Consider the following 18647-nt stretch of genomic DNA (forward strand, 5'->3'; position numbering starts at 1 on the left):
ACGCATGACGGCTCTCATGACCAGCACGGCGTCGGTCGCGCAAACCGCATCGACGTTCTCCGAGATGCTCGCGCATTTCGCGCTGCTCGCGCCGGTATTCGACGCGATGCCCGATATCGTGTTCTTCGTGAAGGACCGCGACGCGCGCTATGCGATGGTCAATCGCACGCTCGCGCGACGCTGCGGCCACAAGGACGACAAATCGGCGCTCCTCGGCAAAACCGCGGAAGATGTGTTCCCGCGGCGCTTCGGACGCATCTACACGGCGCAGGATCAGGCGATCATCGCGCAGGGGCATCAGCTCATCGATCAGCTCGAACTGCATCTCTATCCGGGGCGCGAGCCCGGCTGGTGCATGACCTGCAAGCAGCCGCTGCATGACAGGCACGGGGACATCGTCGGGCTCGCGGGCATTTCGCGCGACTTGCAGGCGGCCGAGGGCACGCATCCGGCCTACAGCCGGCTCGCGGCGGTGGTGCAGCACATTCAGGAAAATTACGTGCAGCCGCTCAACATGCGGCAGCTCGCGCACATGGCGAACATGTCGATCGCGCAACTGGAGCGTTATTTTCACAAGGTCTTTCATCTGACGCCGCGTCAGGTTCTGCTGAAGACGCGGCTCGACGCGGCCACGGCGCTGCTCGTTTCGCAGGAGAAAGTCACCGACGTCGCCGCGCTGTGCGGCTACACCGACCACAGCGCCTTCACGCGCCAGTTCAAGGCGACGGTGGGCATCACGCCGAGCGAATATCGCGCGCTTTTGCAGGCGGGGACGGCCGCCGCGTCGCGCCCCGATTCCGCGCGGGAAGCAAACGTCTGACGGGAAATCAGGGCGCGGCTGGTGCCGGAATTACACGGTCGTGCGCCCGTTTCGTCGATTCGACGGGCGCGCGCAGGCGGGAACGCCCGCCGGACATGGCGCTCGCGGGAAATGCATGCAAGCCGGTCCGGATTTTGCTCTTTGAGGCACGCAGCGAACGGACGACATTGCGCCCCGCCGCTGCCGATACCGCGAGGCGTTCCGCACCGGCGCACACGCGGCGTAAATAGCGGTGCGTTCGGAATTCCCGCCGCGTTTTCGTGTCAATCAATTGCGCGCGATGTGCGCGCGGCGGCGACAAGCTGGAGACCTCCGCGAGAATTCCGTTTTTGGCAGTTGAAAAGAACATCATGAGCGAAGTAGCAAGACTGGGGCATATGCGGATCGTGCTGATCGAAGACGATCCGGAGAGCAGGGCGTCCCTGCAGATGTTGCTGCAGGAAGAAGGCGCTGAAGTCATCGCCGTAGCCGACGCCGAAGACGGCGCGCAAGCGGCGATCGAGCATCTTCCCGATGCGGTGATCTGCGATCTCGATTTACCCGAGATGGACGGTTTTTATCTCATCCAACGTTTGCGCGATCACGAAATACGCGGAAATCTGCCGCCGTCCGTGGCGATCGCGCTGACCGGGCATGACGGCGACGAATACCGTCTGCGCAGCATCGGCGAGGGTTTCCAGCATTTCATGACCAAGCCCGTGCATCCCGACGAACTCGTCACGCTGATACAGGACGCGGCCGGCGCTCGCGTCGTGATGTGATGTGATGCGTCGTGCGCCGCCCGTCAAGGCGGCGCGTTTGAACGCGTGTCAGGACCGGTCGCGGTTGCGCGCCCGCGTCGCGCCCGTGATCACGGCGATGCCGAGCATGATGACGGCGACGATCATGATCGTGTGCTGCGACACGTGCATCGCGACCAGCGCCCACGATACGCCGCCTATGAAAATCAGCCAGCCTACGAGATAGATGATTAGCGTCATCGACTTCTCCTTTTTTCGTTGTGTGCGGAAATCGTAGTGCGGCCAGCATGAAAGGGTCTTATCCTTGAACGCCGGGCGCGCATCGGTTCGCTACATGCAAGTGGCGTACCGCGGTGTAGGCGTCGCGATGAACGAGAACTGAAAAATGCTGACCGTGCATCAGGAAACCAAAAGTCTGTGCATCACTTGATGAGCGCTCGATTCCGCTAGTTGTCTCCCGAAAGGTGGAGGATTCGCGATGGTGCCTAGCCGGCGATCTGTCGTGTAATTTGCCGCGCGTTGATGTGGTGACGGAACAGGCGTCGATAGGCGTCGGTCCGAATGCTCCAGTCCCAGCGTTTGATGAATTGCAAATTCTCGGTAGATAGCTCTTGACGTTTCTGTTCCGACTTTGCCAAAACTTCAAGTGCGTTTGCAAGCGCGACGGGACTGCGTTCTCGAAGAATGAACTGCTTCTGCTTCGGCCCAAAAGCTTCGGGGACGATGCCGACGTCCGTCGTTACTACAGGCACGCCACAAGCCATAGCCTCAAGGACCGGGTTTGGCGTTCCTTCCGCTTCCGAACAGCAGACCAATACATCTACCGAGTTGTAATACTGCGGCATCCTATCGTGAGAAATATGCCGGATCTGGCGATCCGCGAAGAATTCTTCGAACGCGACTCCCCGGTCTACGAGGATCTGCAAGGCTGGTCTGAGAATGGTGTGGAAGCCTTTCGGATCCCGCACGCGACCTTCTTCCGTGTGTGCGCCCCAAGCGCTATTTCCTGACCAGCCAATTCGCAGCGGCCGGTCTGGACCTCCGGAGAAACGCTCAAGATTTGCTGGCTTGAATCTAAGAAGGTCAACGCCGTCGGGCGTTTCAATATCAGGAAAAGGATAACCCGGAAGCTTCTGATAGATCTCTTTCAGTCTCTTGGAACTGACCGAATAGCCGTTGGCCAACTCAACGAACATGGGAGTTCGGTGGTGAACCTCGCCAGGAGTGAGAAAGAGGTGGTCGAAGACTGTCAACGTCACGGGTCGTGGCGAGATGACTTCCGTAACGAAGTTGTTCCAGTTTCCGTAAATCCGGTCTATCCGTGCGCGCTCCCAAGGCTCGTTCACGAGTGACAGAGGTTCGCGCCACAGGTAGTGGACAAGGTCATGGTCTTTCGTCATCTCGAGAAGGAGCGTTGGCTGTGCCACGTCTTGAAACGTAAGAACGTCGAATTCGAACTCGTCGGAGACGTGCTTGACGATCTCATTGGCGATATTCGCCAACGCCCAACTGTTAGTGTCGACAATCAATGCGACGCGAGGTTTCGAGGTGGTTCCATTTCTCGGCTTCGACGCCGAAGCGTTCTTGCGGTGAACATCCAGCCCGAGTTCGAGCTCTCGCTGCCGGATCCAGTCATCGACACCGTCCGTCCAGACCTTGTACCCGTGCTTCTTCTCAAAGTACTCGGCTGCGGCTTCGAGGCGCCGGCGAGCAAATCTGGCTCGCTCGTAGTCAATATCATCGGAAGTTGTCGGCTTCAAGTGATCGTGAACGAGTGCGCGAACGTCGCTTGCTCCCACCTTCAGGCCGGCTCGAAACAGCCGGACTGAGAATTCGAAGTCTTCGAAACCAACGAACATCCCTTCGTCAAAACCACCCTGCGCGACAAAGGTGTCTTTCTTAAAAACAGAAGCGCAGCCCGACATGAACGTCGCCAGGTATCCTGGGCCGTCCTGACCCGTGTAACTCGGGCGGTGCGCGCTTCCTCCTCCGACGATGAAGTCGTCCATGTCGAAGTTCAGATACAAGTGGCCGCCGCGAATGAAGTTAGTCTTGGCGTCTTCGTTGAGGACTGCCATCGTCATGAAGTGACAGCCCAGGAGAGCGATGTCGGTTTGCAACTGGGCAAGCGGATTCTTGATGAGGTAGACATCGTTATCCAGACTCATCACCCATTCCGTACGGACGTGAGGCATCGTCCGGTTCCGTCCGCCGGCGACGCCGAAGTTGTCGCCGAGTTCTTCTATCCGCCAGCGATACGGCATGCCATGCAGATACCGGCGCAAGGTCTCGCGCTCTTCTTCCGTCGATCCATTATCGATGACGAGAAGCTCTCCCGCGAAATCGGGTATGTGCTCAGCAATAGATCTGCAGAGTTTGATCGATAGCTTGCTGCGGTTCAACGAAAGAAAGGTAATGGTGAGATGTTCACCATTCAGGCCGATATTTGGTCCTTCGCGCCTTCCGGAGTCCGCGTTCAGAAACTCATGGTGCCTGTGTGTGATGTACGGCCTCGCTTCGAGGCCCATCTCCAATGTATCGGTATTATCGAGCATGGCTACGTCGCATAGAGTTCAAGACAAGTCCAACGAATCGAAGGACAAAATCTGGGACAAACTTCCTAATCATCCACCACGCTCTGACGATATTCCAAGGAACACCCGCCAAGTGAGCGTTCGCAGCGTTCACGGAACTTATCAGACGCCGAATCTCTTGGTGGCTGCTATCTAACTGCTCAGAAAGCTCCTGAACTTCACCGTTGAAACGAGTAGTGGTTGCGTCACGCTCTCGCTCGCACTTCTCCAAAGCTCGCCATACTGATGCGACTTCGGCCTGTGCTGCTCGCCGGGACATACCAAGCCGCTCATTTTCCTTCTTCGCAAAATGCAGTTCTTCCTGCGCGGCATGAAGACCGGCTTCGGCTTGTTGCAATTTGAGAGCTAGCCTCTGCGATTCAGTCGTCTCTCGCAATATGTCCGTCTGCGCGGCATGAAGACCGTCTTCGGTCTGTTGCAATTTGAGAGCTAGCCTCTGCGATTCAGTCGTCTCTCGCAGTACGTCCGTCTGCGCGGCATGAAGATCGGCTTCGGTCTGTTGCAATTTGAGAGCTAGCCTCTGCAATTCAGTCGTCTCTCGCAGTACGTCCGTCGCGTCAGGCTTGATTGCCCAAATGCCATCCCTCGGAAACAGCGCTTGCCGTCCAAGGTTCATCGATACGGGATAGCCCGCAAACATCGTCCTCGGGATTGCTCGTTTTCCCCAGACGCCGACATAGAAGGCCGCTTCGGGAGGAAGCACGTCGCTCTCGATCTGAGATGGCACGAACACTGCCGAGTCGATGTCTTTGAACTCAAGCATCAGATCTTGGCCGGTGCCGGCGTTACCGCTAGGTACTCCGCCATTCTCAGCAGCGATGGAGAAGCCAATTCCAAGGGTTCCCAACTGCCATGATTGAGCTTTGCCAAGGACCTTTTCGGTCAAAGCCTTGAACTCTTCCAGAGTGAACTTTCGTTTGTGAAACTCATTGAAACCACCTCGATCGTAGTACCAGTAGTCGTTAGGGGCTGAGATAACGATCGTCGCGTTGTCGCTGGCCAAGCTCTTGATATTTTCAAGGAAAAGTTCGGGGTCGTCGACATGTTCGATCGTCTCCATCGACACGATCAAATCGAATTGCTGAGGTCCCGCAAGTTCGGCGAGCTTCTCGCCCGAGCCGCATTCGAAAGTGAGACCGTCGGCTTTGAAGCGTTTCTTTGCGTTTGCGACCGCTTTTTCCGAGATGTCGACGCCGAGCACGGACTTCGCGCCCCACTTGCTGATTAGCCAGGATCCGTAACCCTCGCCGCAAGCGACATCAAGCACTTTGCGGCCACTGCATAGATCCTTGACAGTGAGGTATCTTGCGATGTGAATAGCTGCTTCGATCGCAATGTAGCGAGAGCGAGAATCCCCGCCAAACTCTAGACGTTCCATATGTGCTTTCGTTTATGAATCTTTTGTTGATTGATTTCTGTAGCGTTTTGCTTCCGGCTATGAGCTTGCGATGATCTTGCTCTCGCCCCTTTCCACTTCGTTCACTGGGTAGGGCGCGTCGGACAGTACGACGGAGGGCGTGGTGTAGCGGAACTTGAAAGCGAAGAACGGCCGCTCGATCATGGCGTAAGTGATGCTCGACAACAGAAGAACCGCTGGGACTGCGAAAAGTATGCCGGCAAGGAATACATTGAAGTTCCAATCGTAAGAGAATGGAACGACGCCGATATAGCGTTGCAACTGCGGTATAGCAACGTATTGCATCACATAGATGGAAAAGCTTATTGCGCCGAACTTGGCTAACAGGTTGTCCAATACGCTCGGGAGGCTTACCGGCCAGCAAAGATAAGAGAGCGCGAGCACACCCCAGACAGCAGCTTCGATCGCGGGCCAAACAATCCACAAAGCAGATTGGTTCGTTCCCGGATAGCCGCCGAAGTACAGGTTGAACACCGTCAACGTCGCCATCACCAACACGACGGCGCATGGAAATAGGAGGTGGTTCGACAAGCACCGAGGGCGTCGCTTATAGATGATTGCAGCGAGCATTCCTATAACGAACTGATCCATTCGGCCAAGAATCGTCCAATAGCCGAAGTCTCGCGCATCGCCGTAGAGATTGAAGTAGCACGCCTTCAGAAAGATGAAGAGAGCAAGTAATCCGATCAGATAACGCGGGCCTCGGGTGTTCGTAAATTTATTGAGGAACGGGAAAACCGCGTAGAACTGAAACTCTACCCCGATGGTCCAGAGCTGTCCGAAGTACGGGACCGCTAATACAGAATAGAAATTCACCATTGGAAATGCGAAGAGTGCCATATCCATTGGTTTGAAGTCCCACCGCTTGGTGCTGAACGCGACAACTAGAGCAAAGACATAGAGCGGATAGATCCGAACGACCCGCGACAAAAGGAAATTCTTGTAGTTGATTTCCTTTCCAAGGCCGATGTGTGCGAAGATAAATCCACTCAACACCATGAAAAGCGCGACACCCGTATGGCCGTCAGCGATTATGGCGGCGAACGGGAAATGCGATCGATAACCCGCACTAACATAGTCGTGAAAGAAGTGGTACAGGAGAACGATTGCGGCGGCACCGAATCGCAAATGATCCAGCCGTTGAAGATACGCGGTATTCAGGAGCGGACCGTGCGCGTTACTTGGCGTGGTAGCAGGAGGTAGAAGCAACTTGAGGCCGACGACCGAGATGGCCAATGTCAGCGCAAAGATGCACAGCCCTAGCGCTGCTTTCGACAGAGAGATGATGCTTTTTGCAGGGGCTAGAGAGACAAGCTTGATGTAAAAGGTCTTGCCGAACGGATCGTAGAGATCGAGATGGGTGCGCTTGCCGTTCACGGTGACATCGACCGTACCACCATTTGGAGTCGAGATGAGCGCGAGCATATCGCTGGAGGAGATTTCGCCACTCCATTGCATGCTCGAAGACGGCTGATTGTTTACGGACTGAGTCGAAAAGGTGTCATTGTCCCGCTTCCAGTCGGAAGCGACAGACGAGGCAATGCGGCTCGGCAACGTCACGGCGACATTGTTGCCCGTTGACAACGTATTTTTATCGGTAGCCGCGGCGATAGCTATCTGCGCGTCCGTACGGGAAGACGTCATCAAATAGCCGAAACAGGCGATTAGCGCGAGCGAGACTGCAATGCACCATCGCAAAGCTTGATCACTCGTCAGGCGTGATCGCCCGAGCAATTCTTTTTTCATAAGGCCTTCAATTTACATACAAGCTACGTAATTTCCGCAGAGCGTTGCTGCGAATGAAATTGAAGTCTTCGTCGATTCGCTCAATAATCAACACGAAGGGCTGAATCTCCCTCCGCGGCAGCATGCCGTGATCCGGTCAGATACCCGCAGAAATGAAACGTAGTCGCAAATCCCGCCGGTTTTGCGAATTTAATTTTTGTGACAGAGGAAGCCGATTTACAAACAACGGCCAGTAAAGTCGGAGACAAGAAACTTCAAGTGACAATCTACGCATATCCGGTGATAGGAGCGCGCGGATTATTAAGGCGCGACCGACTATACGCGCTGCATGAGATATTACGGGTATGTAATTGTGTGAATGTCAAATTTGGTATTTATTTGGTCAATTTTCATCAGATAATTGTGGAATCCGAAAAAAATACCGACTTGAGTCCACTTAGCGGAGGGGCGGGCGGGTTTCCACCGCAACATTGCAGTGGTGATGCTGTATAGCGAACAGTATGCATAGAGGCGCACGACGGCGCGCAGAATGTTAGGAATGACCTTCTGAGAAGACTAGGAACGGGCGTTTCCAGTCGCGTTACACTCCCGCAAAACAAGGCCTCCGGCTCGAAACGCACGAATTCACCATGCTGACCGTCCACCACCTCAACAACTCCCGCTCCCAGCGCGTGCTCTGGATGCTCGAAGAGCTCGGCGTCGAATACGAGCTGAAGCGCTATCAGCGCGATCCGCGCACCATGCTCGCGCCGCCCGAACTGCGCGCGGTGCATCCGCTGGGCAAATCGCCGGTCGTCACCGACGGCGATCTCACGCTCGCGGAGTCCGGCGCGATCATCGACTATCTGGTCGAGCGTTATGGCGATGGGCGCTTTTCGCCGCCGCCGGGCACATCGGCCGAACGCGTGCGCTACAACTACTGGATGCACTACGCGGAAGGCTCGGCCATGCCGCCGCTTTTGCTCAAGCTCGTCGCGCGCCGGCTGGAAAGCGCAAAGATGCCGTTCTTCGCCAGGCCAATCGCGCGGCGCATCGCGCAGACGATGCAAAGCAGTTTCATCGATCCGCAATTGCGGCTGCACTTCGGCTATATCGAAGCGGCGCTTGCGAAATCGACGTGGTTCGCGGGCGAAACCTTCAGCGCCGCCGACGTCCAGATGAGCTTTCCGCTCGAAACCGGCGGCCAGCGCGCCGGCGCGAAATCGATGCCGCATATCCGCGCGTTTCTTGAACGCATTCACGCGCGGCCCGCGTACCAGCGTGCGCTCGAGCGCGGCGGGCGCTACGACTTCGCCACCTGATCGATACCTCGGGCGCGTTGCGTACAATGACTCGCACGCAACCACTCAGCCCAAAGGCGACGCATGGCCCGAATCGTTCCCGACGACTGGAAGAATCTCGACGCGACCGGCGCGGCGGCGCGCGAGCTCGAAACGCTCGCGCTCCTCGAAAAGCTGCCCGAGGACTACACGGTCTATCACGGCGTGCACTGGACGCGCATCAACGAAGGGTTTTCCGTCTTCGGCGAAGCGGACTTCGTGGTGGTCGCGCCGTCGGGCCGCGTGCTGATGATCGAGATGAAGGCGGGATTCCTGCGCGAAACCGGCGCCGGTCTCGTGAAGGTGTATCTGCAGAAGGAGCGAAACGTCGCGATCCAGCTTGCGCGCACGCTGGAAAATCTGCATCGGCGCTTCACGGCGGCGTTCGGCGCGGGCACGTACCGGATCGAGGAATTGCTGTATTGCCCCGATTACACCGTGAAGAACGCCGCGATTGCGGGCGTCGCGCCGGCGCGCATCGTCGATGCGAGCCGCAAGTCGCAGCTGCCGCGCGTGGTGCTGGAGATTCTGCCGCCGGACGAACCGCGCTTCGAAGCGGCGGCGCGCATCCATCATTTTCTCGCCGATGAACTCTCGCTCACGCCCGACACCAACGCGCTCGTCGGGGCCGCGAACACGCTCGTCACGCGCCTGTCGGGCGGGCTTGCAACCTGGGCGCGCCGGCTCGAATTCGAACCGTTTCGCCTGCGCGTGATCGCCACCGCCGGCGCGGGCAAGACGCAGCTTGCCGTGCGCGTGATGCGCGAGTCGCTCGCGCAAGGCAAGAGCGTGCTTTACGTGTGCTTCAACCGGCCGCTCGCCGACCATATCCGCGCCATCGCGCCGAAGGAGGCGAAGGTTGCGAATTACCATCAACTGAGCGCGGCGGTGGCGCGCGATGCGGGCAGCCCGCCCGATTTCAGCCAGCCCAATGTCTTCGCGACGCTCGAAGAGCGTTTCGCCGCCGTGCCGGTGCCCGAGCACTGGAAGACCGACGTGCTGATTGTTGACGAAGGTCAGGATTTTCAGGCGGCGTGGGTCGAGGCGCTCGAACGCCTGCTGAACCCGGACGGCGCGTGGTGGTGGCTCGAAGATCCGATGCAGAACCTTTATTTGCGCGAGCCGGTGCCGCTGCCGGGCTGGACCATCCTGCGCGAGACCACGAACTACCGCAGCCCGCGCGATCTGCTCGGCTTCATCCGCAAGATCGTCGGGCCCGAGGTGCGGCTCGATGCGGGCAGCCCGTTCGACGGCTCGGACGTCACGATATCGACCTACGAGGACGGTCATCCCGAAGAGATCGTCGAGGCGACCAAGCGTGCGATCACGCAGGCGCTGTCGCTCGGTTTTCGCAAGCAGGACATCGCCGTGCTGTCGTTCCGGGGCCGCGAGGGCTCGGCGCTCACGGCCGTCGATCACCTCGGCCCGCACCGGCTGCGGGCGTTCACCGGCACGTACGATCTGTTCGGCAATCCGGAATATCGCGAAGGCGACGTGCTGCTCGAATCGATCTATCGCTTCAAGGGGCAATCGGCGCCGTGCGTGATCCTCACGGAAGTCGATTTCGATGCGCTCGACGAGCAGGCCGCGCGCAAGATTTTCGTCGGCGCGACGCGGGCGACGATGAAGCTGATCGTGGTCGCATCCGGGCGCGCGGCCCGGGCCATCGAAGCGTTGCAGTAGCGCATGGCCGTCGCGAGCACCGAGCCTTCACTGCGTGCCCACGAGGCGCGCCCCTGGTTCCGCCGTCTCTGGTACGCGACGCTGATCGCGCTCGCGGTCGCCCCGCCCATAGGCGCGGTCGGCTACATGCTGTATTCGGGCCTCGTCGCGCGCGAGACGCACCGGCTCGTCGTGCCCTACGACGTCTATTGGGACGCGGCGCAGTTGCAGGTCGCCTTCGAGCGTTTCGAGAATCACGTGCTGCTTTATCGCAACGGCATCGACGAGGACGCCAATGCCGTGCGCGTGAGTTATCGCCTGTTGCGGGCGCGGCTTTCGCAGGTGGCGGCGTCGGCGGTGTCGTCGGACGGTCAGGAAGCGCTGCTGAACCGGCAGCGCGAAATCCTGCGGCAGTTGCAGACGGCGCTCGATTCGATCGAGACCGATGTCGCCGGGCTTCATAACGACGAGCGCCAGCACACCTTGCGCGTGATCGGCGTGCTGCGCCAGAACGCGCCCGTCGTCGCGGAACTCGCGGGCGGGCGGCGTCTCATCGATATCGCCGAGCGCGAGGCGATCGTGCGCGATTTCGAGGCAAAGCGCCGCTATCTGATCTACGGCGGCATCGTGCTCGGGCTGCTGTCGGCGGCGGCGACCGTGCTGTTGCTGCTGAACGGCTATCGGCGCACGCGGCTCATCGAGCAGCAGCGGGCGGCGCTCGCGGCGGAGCATCAGGCGACGCGCGCGGCGCGCGAGGCCGGCGTCGCGAAGGACACGTTCCTTGGCATGATCAGCCACGAATTGCGCACGCCGCTGCACGCGATCGTCTCGTCGGTGGAACTGCTCGGCCTGAACGCGCGCGGCGAGCCGGATCGCAAGATCATGCAGCGCCTCGAAGCGGGCGCGCGGCATCTCGAAGCGCAGATGCGAGATCTCACCGATTACGCGCGTCTCGGCGCGGGCAAGCTGGAACTGCGCATGGCCGTGTTCGATCCGGTGGACCTGCTCGAATCCATCGTCGATGCGAACACGCCCGCCGCGGGCGCGAAGGGGCTGGCGCTGCGCGGCGACTACGCGGGCGAGCGCGGGCCGATCGAATCGGACCCGCATCGCGTGCGGCAGATCGTGACCAATCTCGTCACCAACGCGATCAAGTACACCGAGGCCGGTTCCATCGACGTGCATTTCGCGCGCACCGACAAGCAGCTTCATATTTCCGTGATCGACACGGGGCCGGGTATCGCGCGCGAGCAGTTACCGCTGATCTTCCAGGAATTCACGCAGCTCGATTCGTCCAGCACGCGGCGCTTCGACGGCGCGGGCATGGGGCTCGCGGTCGTGCGCGGGCTCGTCGATCTGCTCGGCGGCAAGATCGAGGTGTCGAGCGAAGTGGGACAGGGCGCCGCGTTTCGCGTGAGCCTGCCGGCGGCCTCGGCCGCGCATCTGCCCGAGCGCGGCGAGCAGGACGCGCTTGCGCCCGAGTTGCGCAGATCGCGCGTGCTCGTGATCGACGACCACGAGTCGATTCGCGATTCGCTGAGCGAGATGCTCACGCATCTGGGTTATTCGGCCGTCGCGATGCCGGATGTCGACAGCGCGCTCGCGTGGCTGCGCGCCAACGACGCCGACGTCATCCTCGCCGACCTGCACATGCCCGGCAAGGACGGCTACTCGTTCGCGAACGAATACCGCGCGCGCAGTGCGCCGGGCGCGAGCGTGCCGATCATCGCGGTGAGCGCGTACGCACCCGAACTCGTGGACCCGAGCGCGGTGGTGCTGTTCTTCGACTATTTGCTGAAGCCGGTGCGCTACGAAGTGCTGAAGGACGCCGTGCACCGCGCGGTGACGGTGCGCCGGCGCGCCGCGTGAGGTGTTGCCCGGACCCTAACTGCGCATCAGCCGCTTGGAAAGATCCGCGACCAGAATGCCGAGCCGCGCGGGCTTCTCGAAGCAGGCCACGTTGTAATCGCGGATGACCTGGCTGATCTCCGATTCGCTCGCCTTGCCGGTGGTGAGCTCGCCCGTCAGCACGAAAACCGGCGCATCCGGATTGTCCGACTCGCGCACCGCGCGGATCGCGTCCGCCGAGGTATGCACGCCGAACAGCCAGTCGATCACGACGGCGTCGAACACCTGCGTCTGCAGCGCCTCGCGAAAGGCGTCGAGGCCGTAGAAGGCCATCGCCGCGAAGCCGGTGGCTTCGAGATAATCGTGCAGATTGTCGGCGGAGGCGTGATCGTCGTCGACCACGGCGATCACGGGTTTGTCGGTGTCGGGGCGGCGCGGCTGGATTTCGATCTTGTGGACGTCGCTGGCCGCGTGCAGCAGCACGCCTTCGTGCTTCGTGACGATCCAGCGGCCGTTCAGTTTCTGCGCGATGAAGTCCGGGCGGCTGCCCGCTTCGAGCGCGTTGCCGACCCACGCCATGCACGGAATTTCGAGCGAACCGAGCTTGAGCACGGCGTCGTGCGCGGTGCCTTCGGTTTCGTCGGGGCGCGTGTTGATCGAATCGAACAGCTTGAGCGCGGGTTCGTCGAAGGCGTCGGCGACGCGGCGGATCTGCGCGAGCGTCCACGGACTGTTGCCGCGCAATTTGCGATGGCCCTGCGAAAAACTCAGGTCGAGGATGCGGCACAACTCGGCGGTCTGCTGCCGCTTTCCGATGCCATGACGGGCCATGAGTTCGCGCACGCGTTCGGCGACGGCGAGCGATTCCGAGGAAGACGTTTCAGTGACCATACTGCCAGTCGGATGCGTGAAAGTGAGACCGCTAGGGCGAGGTTCGGCGCGTGGCGCGCGACGTTGAGCGCAGTCGATCCGACATTGTAAACGGCGCGGGCGGCCGCGCTCAAAAAGGCCTTGGCGGAACGTGCGCAACACCTTGATCTTACTGACGAAACGGGCCGGCGCGCCGTTCGCTGGCGCGCAGTTCGCAAGCCTGCGGCGCGCGCTTTCACATCGCGTCGATGACCGCGTCGACGAGTTCGCGCGGCGTGCTGAAGGCGCCCGGCGCGGCGGCGAGCGCGGCAAGCCGGTTGTCGATCAGCAGCGATGCGAGCCCGTGCACGTGCGCCCACGCCGACGCCATCGCGACCGCCTGATCCGGACTCATCGCGCCGAATGCGCTCTGGCTGCCCGGCGCGATATCGGGCGCGGAATCGAATACATCGGCGAGACCGGCCGCCGACATGCGCCGCGCTTCGACGAGCGAGGGCCGGTCCGTATCGAGCAATTCGTTGCGCGACATCAGCCGGAACAGGTCGGGATTCGCGACGGCGAAATCGATATAGCCATGCGCGGTCGCGCGGCCGCGTTCGGCACCGGGTTCGACGCCCGCCGCGCGCGCGCGCATCGATTGCGCGAGCCGCCGATGCCCGCTCGCCGCAAGCTCGGCGAGCACGCCGGACGTATCGCCGAAATGATGCTGGGGCGCGGTGTGCGACACGCCCGCCTCGCGCGCGATGGCGCGCAGCGTGAGTCCGCGCAAGCCGTCGCGGCGCAGGACGGTTTCCGCCGCGTTCAGCAGCGCGTCCGGCAGCGAGCCGTGATGGTAGGGATGCGGCGCGTTCTCCGCCGCCTTCGCGGGGCGGCCGCGTTTTCTTGCGGGCGTGGGGTTCTGCATAGGAATGAAAACTCGCTGGTCGATCAATCTTTACAATGGAAATTTATATTGACGGATGTGGGCGCGAAAGTCAAAATCTTTCCAACGTAAAGATTAACGGCGACAGGCGCTTCGATGCGAAAGCCAGGCGCGAACGCCGCAAAACTTCCGATCAATCGCATTACGGTTTACAGGAGAACGATCATGTCCTTTCAAGATATTTTGGTGGGTACGCCTACTTGGGTTTGGGTGCTGCTCGTGGTGCTGGTTTCGCGCGGCATGAAGGCGATGAAGGGCGGCACCGCGCCGCTGTCGAAGCTGGGCATCGTGCCGGCGATCTTTGCAGCCTGGGGCTTGCTGCACCTTCTGTCCGACCACGCGACGGGCTGGGACACGGCGCTGATGTGGGTGGCGGGCGGCGCGCTGGGCGTGGGCATCGGCGCGGCGATCGCAAAGCGAAGCGGCCTGACCGTGGACCGGACGCTGCGCACGGTCACGCTGCCCGGCTCGGCGGTGCCGCTCGTGCTGATCCTGCTGACTTTCGCGATGAAATTCTGGATCGGCTTCGAGCTCGCGACGTCGGCGCATCTTGGCGTGGATTCGACCTTCGTCGTGCTCAACGGCCTCGTGTCCGGCGTGGTGGCGGGGATTTTCGCGGGGCGCTTCCTGATCTACTGGCTGGCGCTGCGCCCCGAAGCGACGCCCATGCTGGAACGGCTTTAAGCGGGTCGCCGCGCGGTGGTTCGCATCACGCCATCGCGGGCACGGCGGGAATGTCGTCGAGGAGCGTCGAGAGTTCGCTCCTCGCATCGCGTCCACTGAATTCGCGCAGTGTCGCGAGCAGCGTGCGCCACGGCGCGGGCCAGCGGGTTTCGCGCACGCAGCGCCCGTTGGCGTCGGTGATGCGCAGTACGGTGGTGTCGGGAAAGTAGGTGAGGGTGACGGGCATGCCGTCGAGTACGCAGGTGGCGGTGCAGGCTTTCGGTGTGAACATGCTTTATTGGATGAGTTTTTGTCGTATGAGGCGCAAGCCTTGAGCAATGCGCGTGCCAGCTGCCGCGCGCGCTAGCCCCGACGCCGTTCCATCGGCGCGATCCGAAGCAAAGTTCGTCAATGTTGAAAGGAGTATTGTCCGAAATCACGACAATTGACGCGTTTTAGCCGGCTACACTGCGAGCATCACTGACAGGAGGCTGCCGTGCTCGTCGCTGTTCTTTTTGTTTGCCCGATAGGCGTCGCCGCACTTTTTGGCTTCGCGATCGTCGCCGACAGACACTTCAGAGATTCAAATCCAGCCAAACGGACGATGTAGCGTCTCAAGCGATCCGCTTTTGCTATCGAACGATCGCCCTTTCGAATTGTTGCGCTATTGCTGCCGGTCTATAGTGCCTCTCACGGCATAGAACCCGAAGCAGACGAACAACGAAAGGAGACGAATCCATGAACCGTATCGACCTCAGCGGCCGCGTCGCGATCATCACAGGCGGCGCGCGCGGCATCGGCCTCGCGACCGCGGAACGCGCGCTCGAATCCGGCGCCGAGGTCTCCCTCTGGGACGTCGACAGCGAGCGCCTCGCGCGCACGCGCGCCGAACTCTCGGCGAAGCACGGCGAGCGCACGATCAGCGAGGCCGTCGTCGAACTGACCGACGAATCGTCCGTGGACGCCGCCGTGAAAAAGACGCTCGCCGCGCACGGCAAGATCGACGTGCTCGTCAACAACGCGGGCATCACCGGCGGCAACGGCACGACCTGGGAACTTGCGCCCGACGTATGGCGGCGCGTCATCGACGTCAATCTGATCGGGCCTTATCTGACCTGCCGCGCGGTCGTGCCGCACATGCTGAAGGCGGGCTACGGGCGCATCGTGAATATCGCGTCGATCGCGGGCAAGGAAGGCAATCCGAACGCGTCGCATTACAGCGCCTCGAAGGCCGGATTGATCGGCCTCACGAAATCGCTCGGCAAGGAGCTTGCGGGAAAGAACATCCTCGTGAACGCCGTCACGCCCGCCGCCGCGAAAACCGAAATCTTCGATTCGATGTCGCAGCAGCACATCGACTACATGCTCTCCAAAATCCCGATGAACCGCTTCCTGATGCCGCAGGAGGCCGCTTCCCTCATTCTCTGGCTCTCGTCCGAAGACTGCGCGTTCAGCACCGGCGCCGTGTTCGATCTGTCCGGCGGACGCGCGACGTACTGACGCCCTCATCGGGAGAAAGCACATGAACCATTCCGCACCGCCGGAAGGGGCGGTCACGTCGCGCGTCATGCGCCGTCTGCTGCCTTTTCTGCTGCTCATGTACGTGCTGGCGTTTCTGGACCGCGCGAACATCGGTTTCGCGCAGAAAGCGTTGCAACAGGACACCGGCCTCAGCAATACCGCGTTCGCTTTCGGCGCGGGCGTGTTCTTCGTCGGCTACGCCCTCTTCGAAGTGCCGAGCAATTTGCTGTTGCACCGCGTCGGCGCGAAGCTGTGGATGTGCCGCATCATGGTGACGTGGGGCCTCGTCTCGGCAGCGATGGCCTTCGCGCATTCGGCCACGACGTTCTATGCACTGCGCTTTTTGCTCGGTGTCGCCGAAGCCGGATTCTTTCCGGGCATCGTCTATTACCTGATGCGCTGGTTTCCGCAATCGTCGCGGGCTCGGGCGCTGGGCGTCTTTTACTTCGGCGCGCCGCTCGCGTTCATCTTCGGCGCGCCGTTGTCCGGTCTGCTGCTCGACCTGCATGGCGCGTTCGGCCTGAAAGGCTGGCAATGGCTCTTTCTCGTCGAAGGCCTGCTGGCGTCGATCGTCGGCGTGTGGGCGTTCTGGTATCTCGACGACGATCCCGCGAAAGCGCGCTGGCTCTCGCATGAACAGCGCGCGTTGCTCGTCGCCCGCCTGGCCGACGATGCGCGCGCCGCGTCGTCGCACGGGCCGCGCAGCGTGCTCGCGGCGCTCGTCGACGCGCGCGTGCTCGTGCTGTGCTGCGTGTACTTCCTGATCCAGGCGGCGGTGTACGGCGTCGTGTTTTATCTGCCGCAACAGGTGTCCGCGCTGCTCGGCACGAAAGTGGGCTTTCGCGTCGGGCTCGTGACCGCGCTGCCGTGGATCGCGGCGGTGATCGTCACGTGGATCGTGCCGCGCCACGCCGATCGCACGGGCCGGCATCGCCTGTACGCGGCGGCGCTGCTCACGATCTCGGGCGCCGCGATCGCGGTCTCCGGTCTGTCCGGCGTCCCGGCGGTCTCGCTCATCGCGCTGTGCTGCGCGGCGAGCGGCTTCATCGCGGCACAGCCGCTTTTCTGGACCTTCCCGACGCGCTATCTGACGGGCGCGGCGGCCGCGGCCGGCATTGCGCTCATCAATTCGCTCGGCGGGCTCGGCGGTTTCTTTGCGCCGATGGCCCGCACCGCCGCCGAAGCCGCGTTCCATTCGACGAGCGCGGGCCTCATGGTGCTCGCCGGCGCGAGCGTGCTCGCGGCGATCGTCATCGTCTTCGTGGTGCGCACGCCGCAACGTCATTCGATTCCGGGCCGCGAGGCCGCCAACGCATCCTGATCCGAAGGAGAACCAACATGTCCATGCCGACCATCAAGCAGGTGCGCGCCTTCACGGTCCGAGGCGGCGGCGCCGATTACCACGACCAGGGCGCAGATCACTGGATCGACGATCACGTCGCCACGCCGATGGCACGCTATCCCGAATACCGCAAGAGCCGCCAGTCGTTCGGGCTGAACGTGCTCGGCTCGCTCGTCGTCGAGATCGAGGCGAGCGACGGCACGGTCGGCTTCGCGGTGACGACGGGCGGCGAGATCGGCGCGTTCATCGTCGAGAAGCATCTCGCGCGCTTTCTCGAAGGGCAGCGCGTGACCGACATCGAAAAGATGTGGGATCAGATGTACAACGCGACGCTCTATTACGGGCGCAAGGGCATTGTGCTCAACGCGATTTCAGGCGTCGATCTCGCGCTGTGGGACCTGCTCGCGAAGGTGCGCAAGGAGCCGGTGTTTCATCTGCTCGGCGGACCCGTGCGCGACGAACTCCAGTTCTACGCCACCGGCGCGCGCCCGGACCTCGCGAAGGACATGGGCTTCATCGGCGGCAAGATGCCCTTGCAGCACGGCCCGGCGGAAGGCGAGGAAGGGCTCGCGAAAAACATCGCGAAACTCGCCGATATGCGCGCGAAGGTCGGCGGCGATTTCTGGCTCATGTTCGATTGCTGGATGAGCCTCGATCTCAACTACGCGAAGCGCCTTGCGAACGCGGCGCGCGAGCATGGGCTGAAGTGGATCGAGGAAGCGCTGCCGCCCGACGACTACTGGGGCTACGCGGAACTGCGCCGTTCGGTGCCGGCCGGCATGATGGTGACGACCGGCGAGCACGAAGCGACGCGCTGGGGCTTTCGCATGCTGTTCGAGATGGGTTGCGCGGATCTTGTGCAGCCGGATGTCGGCTGGTGCGGCGGCATCACGGAGCTCATCAAGATTTCGGCGCTCGCGGACGCGCACAACGTGCTCGTCGTGCCGCACGGATCGTCGGTGTACAGCTATCACTTCGTCGTGACGCGCCACAACTCGCCGTTCGCCGAATTTCTGATGATGGCGCCCCAAGCCGATCAGGTCGTGCCGATGTTCACGCCGCTCCTGCTGGACGAACCCGTGCCGGTGAACGGCCGCATGAAAGTGCCGGAGACGCCCGGCTTCGGCGTCCGGCTGAATCCGGAATGCGCGCTGACACGGCCTTACACGCACTGACGCCCATC

17 protein-coding genes are annotated in these 18647 nt (G+C 61.4%); 9 read left to right on the forward strand and 8 right to left on the reverse strand.

Features of this window, described 5'->3' with window-relative positions; translation table 11 throughout:
- Nucleotides 1–4 precede the first annotated feature (4 nt).
- Nucleotides 5–820 (forward strand): AraC family transcriptional regulator, encoded by an 816-nt coding sequence (locus tag AWB70_RS19100; RefSeq protein WP_233387679.1) that lies wholly within the window; start codon nt 5–7, stop codon nt 818–820.
- A 7-nt stretch (nt 821–827) separates the two neighbouring features.
- On the opposite strand, the gene AWB70_RS19105 is transcribed toward AWB70_RS19100, so the two are convergent.
- Nucleotides 828–1172, reverse strand: coding sequence for a hypothetical protein (locus tag AWB70_RS19105; protein WP_053569536.1), 345 nt, complete (start codon nt 1170–1172; stop codon nt 828–830).
- Here AWB70_RS19105 and AWB70_RS19110 point away from each other — a divergent pair.
- The gene (locus AWB70_RS19110; protein ID WP_045454560.1) at nt 1171–1581 is read left to right on the forward strand and encodes a response regulator; all 411 of its coding nucleotides are present in this window, start codon (nt 1171–1173) and stop codon (nt 1579–1581) included. The genes AWB70_RS19105 and AWB70_RS19110 overlap by 2 nt on opposite strands.
- Before the next feature lie 48 nt (nt 1582–1629).
- On the opposite strand, the gene AWB70_RS39050 is transcribed toward AWB70_RS19110, so the two are convergent.
- The 4 genes from AWB70_RS39050 to AWB70_RS19125 all read right to left on the reverse strand — a co-directional run bounded on the left by AWB70_RS39050 (nt 1630) and on the right by AWB70_RS19125 (nt 7317).
- Nucleotides 1630–1800: a hypothetical protein gene (locus AWB70_RS39050; RefSeq protein WP_008353559.1), complete on the reverse strand. Its 171-nt coding sequence runs from the start codon at nt 1798–1800 to the stop codon at nt 1630–1632.
- Between the two features lie 245 nt (nt 1801–2045).
- A complete protein-coding gene (locus tag AWB70_RS19115; protein ID WP_053569535.1) occupies nt 2046–4115 on the reverse strand; it encodes a glycosyltransferase in 2070 nt (689 codons plus the stop codon).
- The gene (locus AWB70_RS19120; protein ID WP_053569534.1) at nt 4105–5532 is read right to left on the reverse strand and encodes a class I SAM-dependent methyltransferase; all 1428 of its coding nucleotides are present in this window, start codon (nt 5530–5532) and stop codon (nt 4105–4107) included. The genes AWB70_RS19115 and AWB70_RS19120 overlap by 11 nt, the downstream gene beginning before the upstream one ends.
- Before the next feature lie 57 nt (nt 5533–5589).
- Complete coding sequence (locus AWB70_RS19125; protein ID WP_053569533.1) at nt 5590–7317, reverse strand: acyltransferase family protein; 1728 nt, start codon at nt 7315–7317, stop codon at nt 5590–5592.
- A 629-nt stretch (nt 7318–7946) separates the two neighbouring features.
- On the opposite strand from AWB70_RS19125, the gene AWB70_RS19130 reads away from it, so the two are divergent.
- From AWB70_RS19130 to AWB70_RS19140, 3 genes are all read left to right on the forward strand, one after another.
- On the forward strand, nt 7947–8618 hold the full coding sequence (locus AWB70_RS19130) for a glutathione S-transferase family protein (protein ID WP_053569532.1): 672 nt from the start codon (nt 7947–7949) through the stop codon (nt 8616–8618).
- 63 nt (nt 8619–8681) lie between these two features.
- On the forward strand, nt 8682–10319 hold the full coding sequence (locus tag AWB70_RS19135) for an ATP-binding domain-containing protein (protein WP_014251007.1): 1638 nt from the start codon (nt 8682–8684) through the stop codon (nt 10317–10319).
- Nucleotides 10320–10322: 3 nt separating this feature from the next.
- A complete protein-coding gene (locus AWB70_RS19140) occupies nt 10323–12167 on the forward strand; it encodes an ATP-binding response regulator (protein ID WP_053569531.1) in 1845 nt (614 codons plus the stop codon).
- 15 nt (nt 12168–12182) lie between these two features.
- Here AWB70_RS19140 and AWB70_RS19145 read toward each other — a convergent pair whose 3' ends face one another.
- Both AWB70_RS19145 and AWB70_RS19150 read right to left on the reverse strand, forming a co-directional pair.
- Entirely contained in the window at nt 12183–13037 is an 855-nt protein-coding gene (locus tag AWB70_RS19145; RefSeq protein ID WP_014251005.1) for a helix-turn-helix domain-containing protein, read from the reverse strand.
- 214 nt (nt 13038–13251) lie between these two features.
- Complete coding sequence (locus tag AWB70_RS19150) at nt 13252–13920, reverse strand: TetR/AcrR family transcriptional regulator (RefSeq protein WP_063786704.1); 669 nt, start codon at nt 13918–13920, stop codon at nt 13252–13254.
- A gap of 183 nt (nt 13921–14103) precedes the next feature.
- Between AWB70_RS19150 and AWB70_RS19155 the strand changes: the two genes are divergently transcribed.
- Nucleotides 14104–14622 carry a DUF6622 family protein gene (locus AWB70_RS19155; RefSeq protein WP_053569529.1) on the forward strand — a complete coding sequence of 173 codons (519 nt, stop codon included), beginning with the start codon at nt 14104–14106 and terminating at the stop codon, nt 14620–14622.
- A gap of 25 nt (nt 14623–14647) precedes the next feature.
- On the opposite strand, the gene AWB70_RS19160 is transcribed toward AWB70_RS19155, so the two are convergent.
- The gene (locus AWB70_RS19160; RefSeq protein WP_014251002.1) at nt 14648–14893 is read right to left on the reverse strand and encodes a hypothetical protein; all 246 of its coding nucleotides are present in this window, start codon (nt 14891–14893) and stop codon (nt 14648–14650) included.
- Between the two features lie 446 nt (nt 14894–15339).
- Between AWB70_RS19160 and AWB70_RS19165 the strand changes: the two genes are divergently transcribed.
- From AWB70_RS19165 to rhmD, 3 genes are read left to right on the forward strand one after another with little or no spacing between them, the layout of a single operon-like run.
- Nucleotides 15340–16101, forward strand: coding sequence for an SDR family oxidoreductase (locus AWB70_RS19165; protein ID WP_053569528.1), 762 nt, complete (start codon nt 15340–15342; stop codon nt 16099–16101).
- 22 nt (nt 16102–16123) lie between these two features.
- Nucleotides 16124–17443, forward strand: a complete 1320-nt coding sequence (locus AWB70_RS19170) for an MFS transporter (RefSeq protein WP_053569527.1) — start codon at nt 16124–16126, stop codon at nt 17441–17443.
- Between the two features lie 17 nt (nt 17444–17460).
- On the forward strand, nt 17461–18639 hold the full coding sequence (rhmD, locus tag AWB70_RS19175) for an L-rhamnonate dehydratase (RefSeq protein WP_014250999.1): 1179 nt from the start codon (nt 17461–17463) through the stop codon (nt 18637–18639).
- The last annotated feature ends 8 nt before the right edge of the window (nt 18640–18647 follow it).

Source organism: Caballeronia cordobensis, assembly GCF_001544575.2.
GTDB lineage: Bacteria > Pseudomonadota > Gammaproteobacteria > Burkholderiales > Burkholderiaceae > Caballeronia > Caballeronia cordobensis.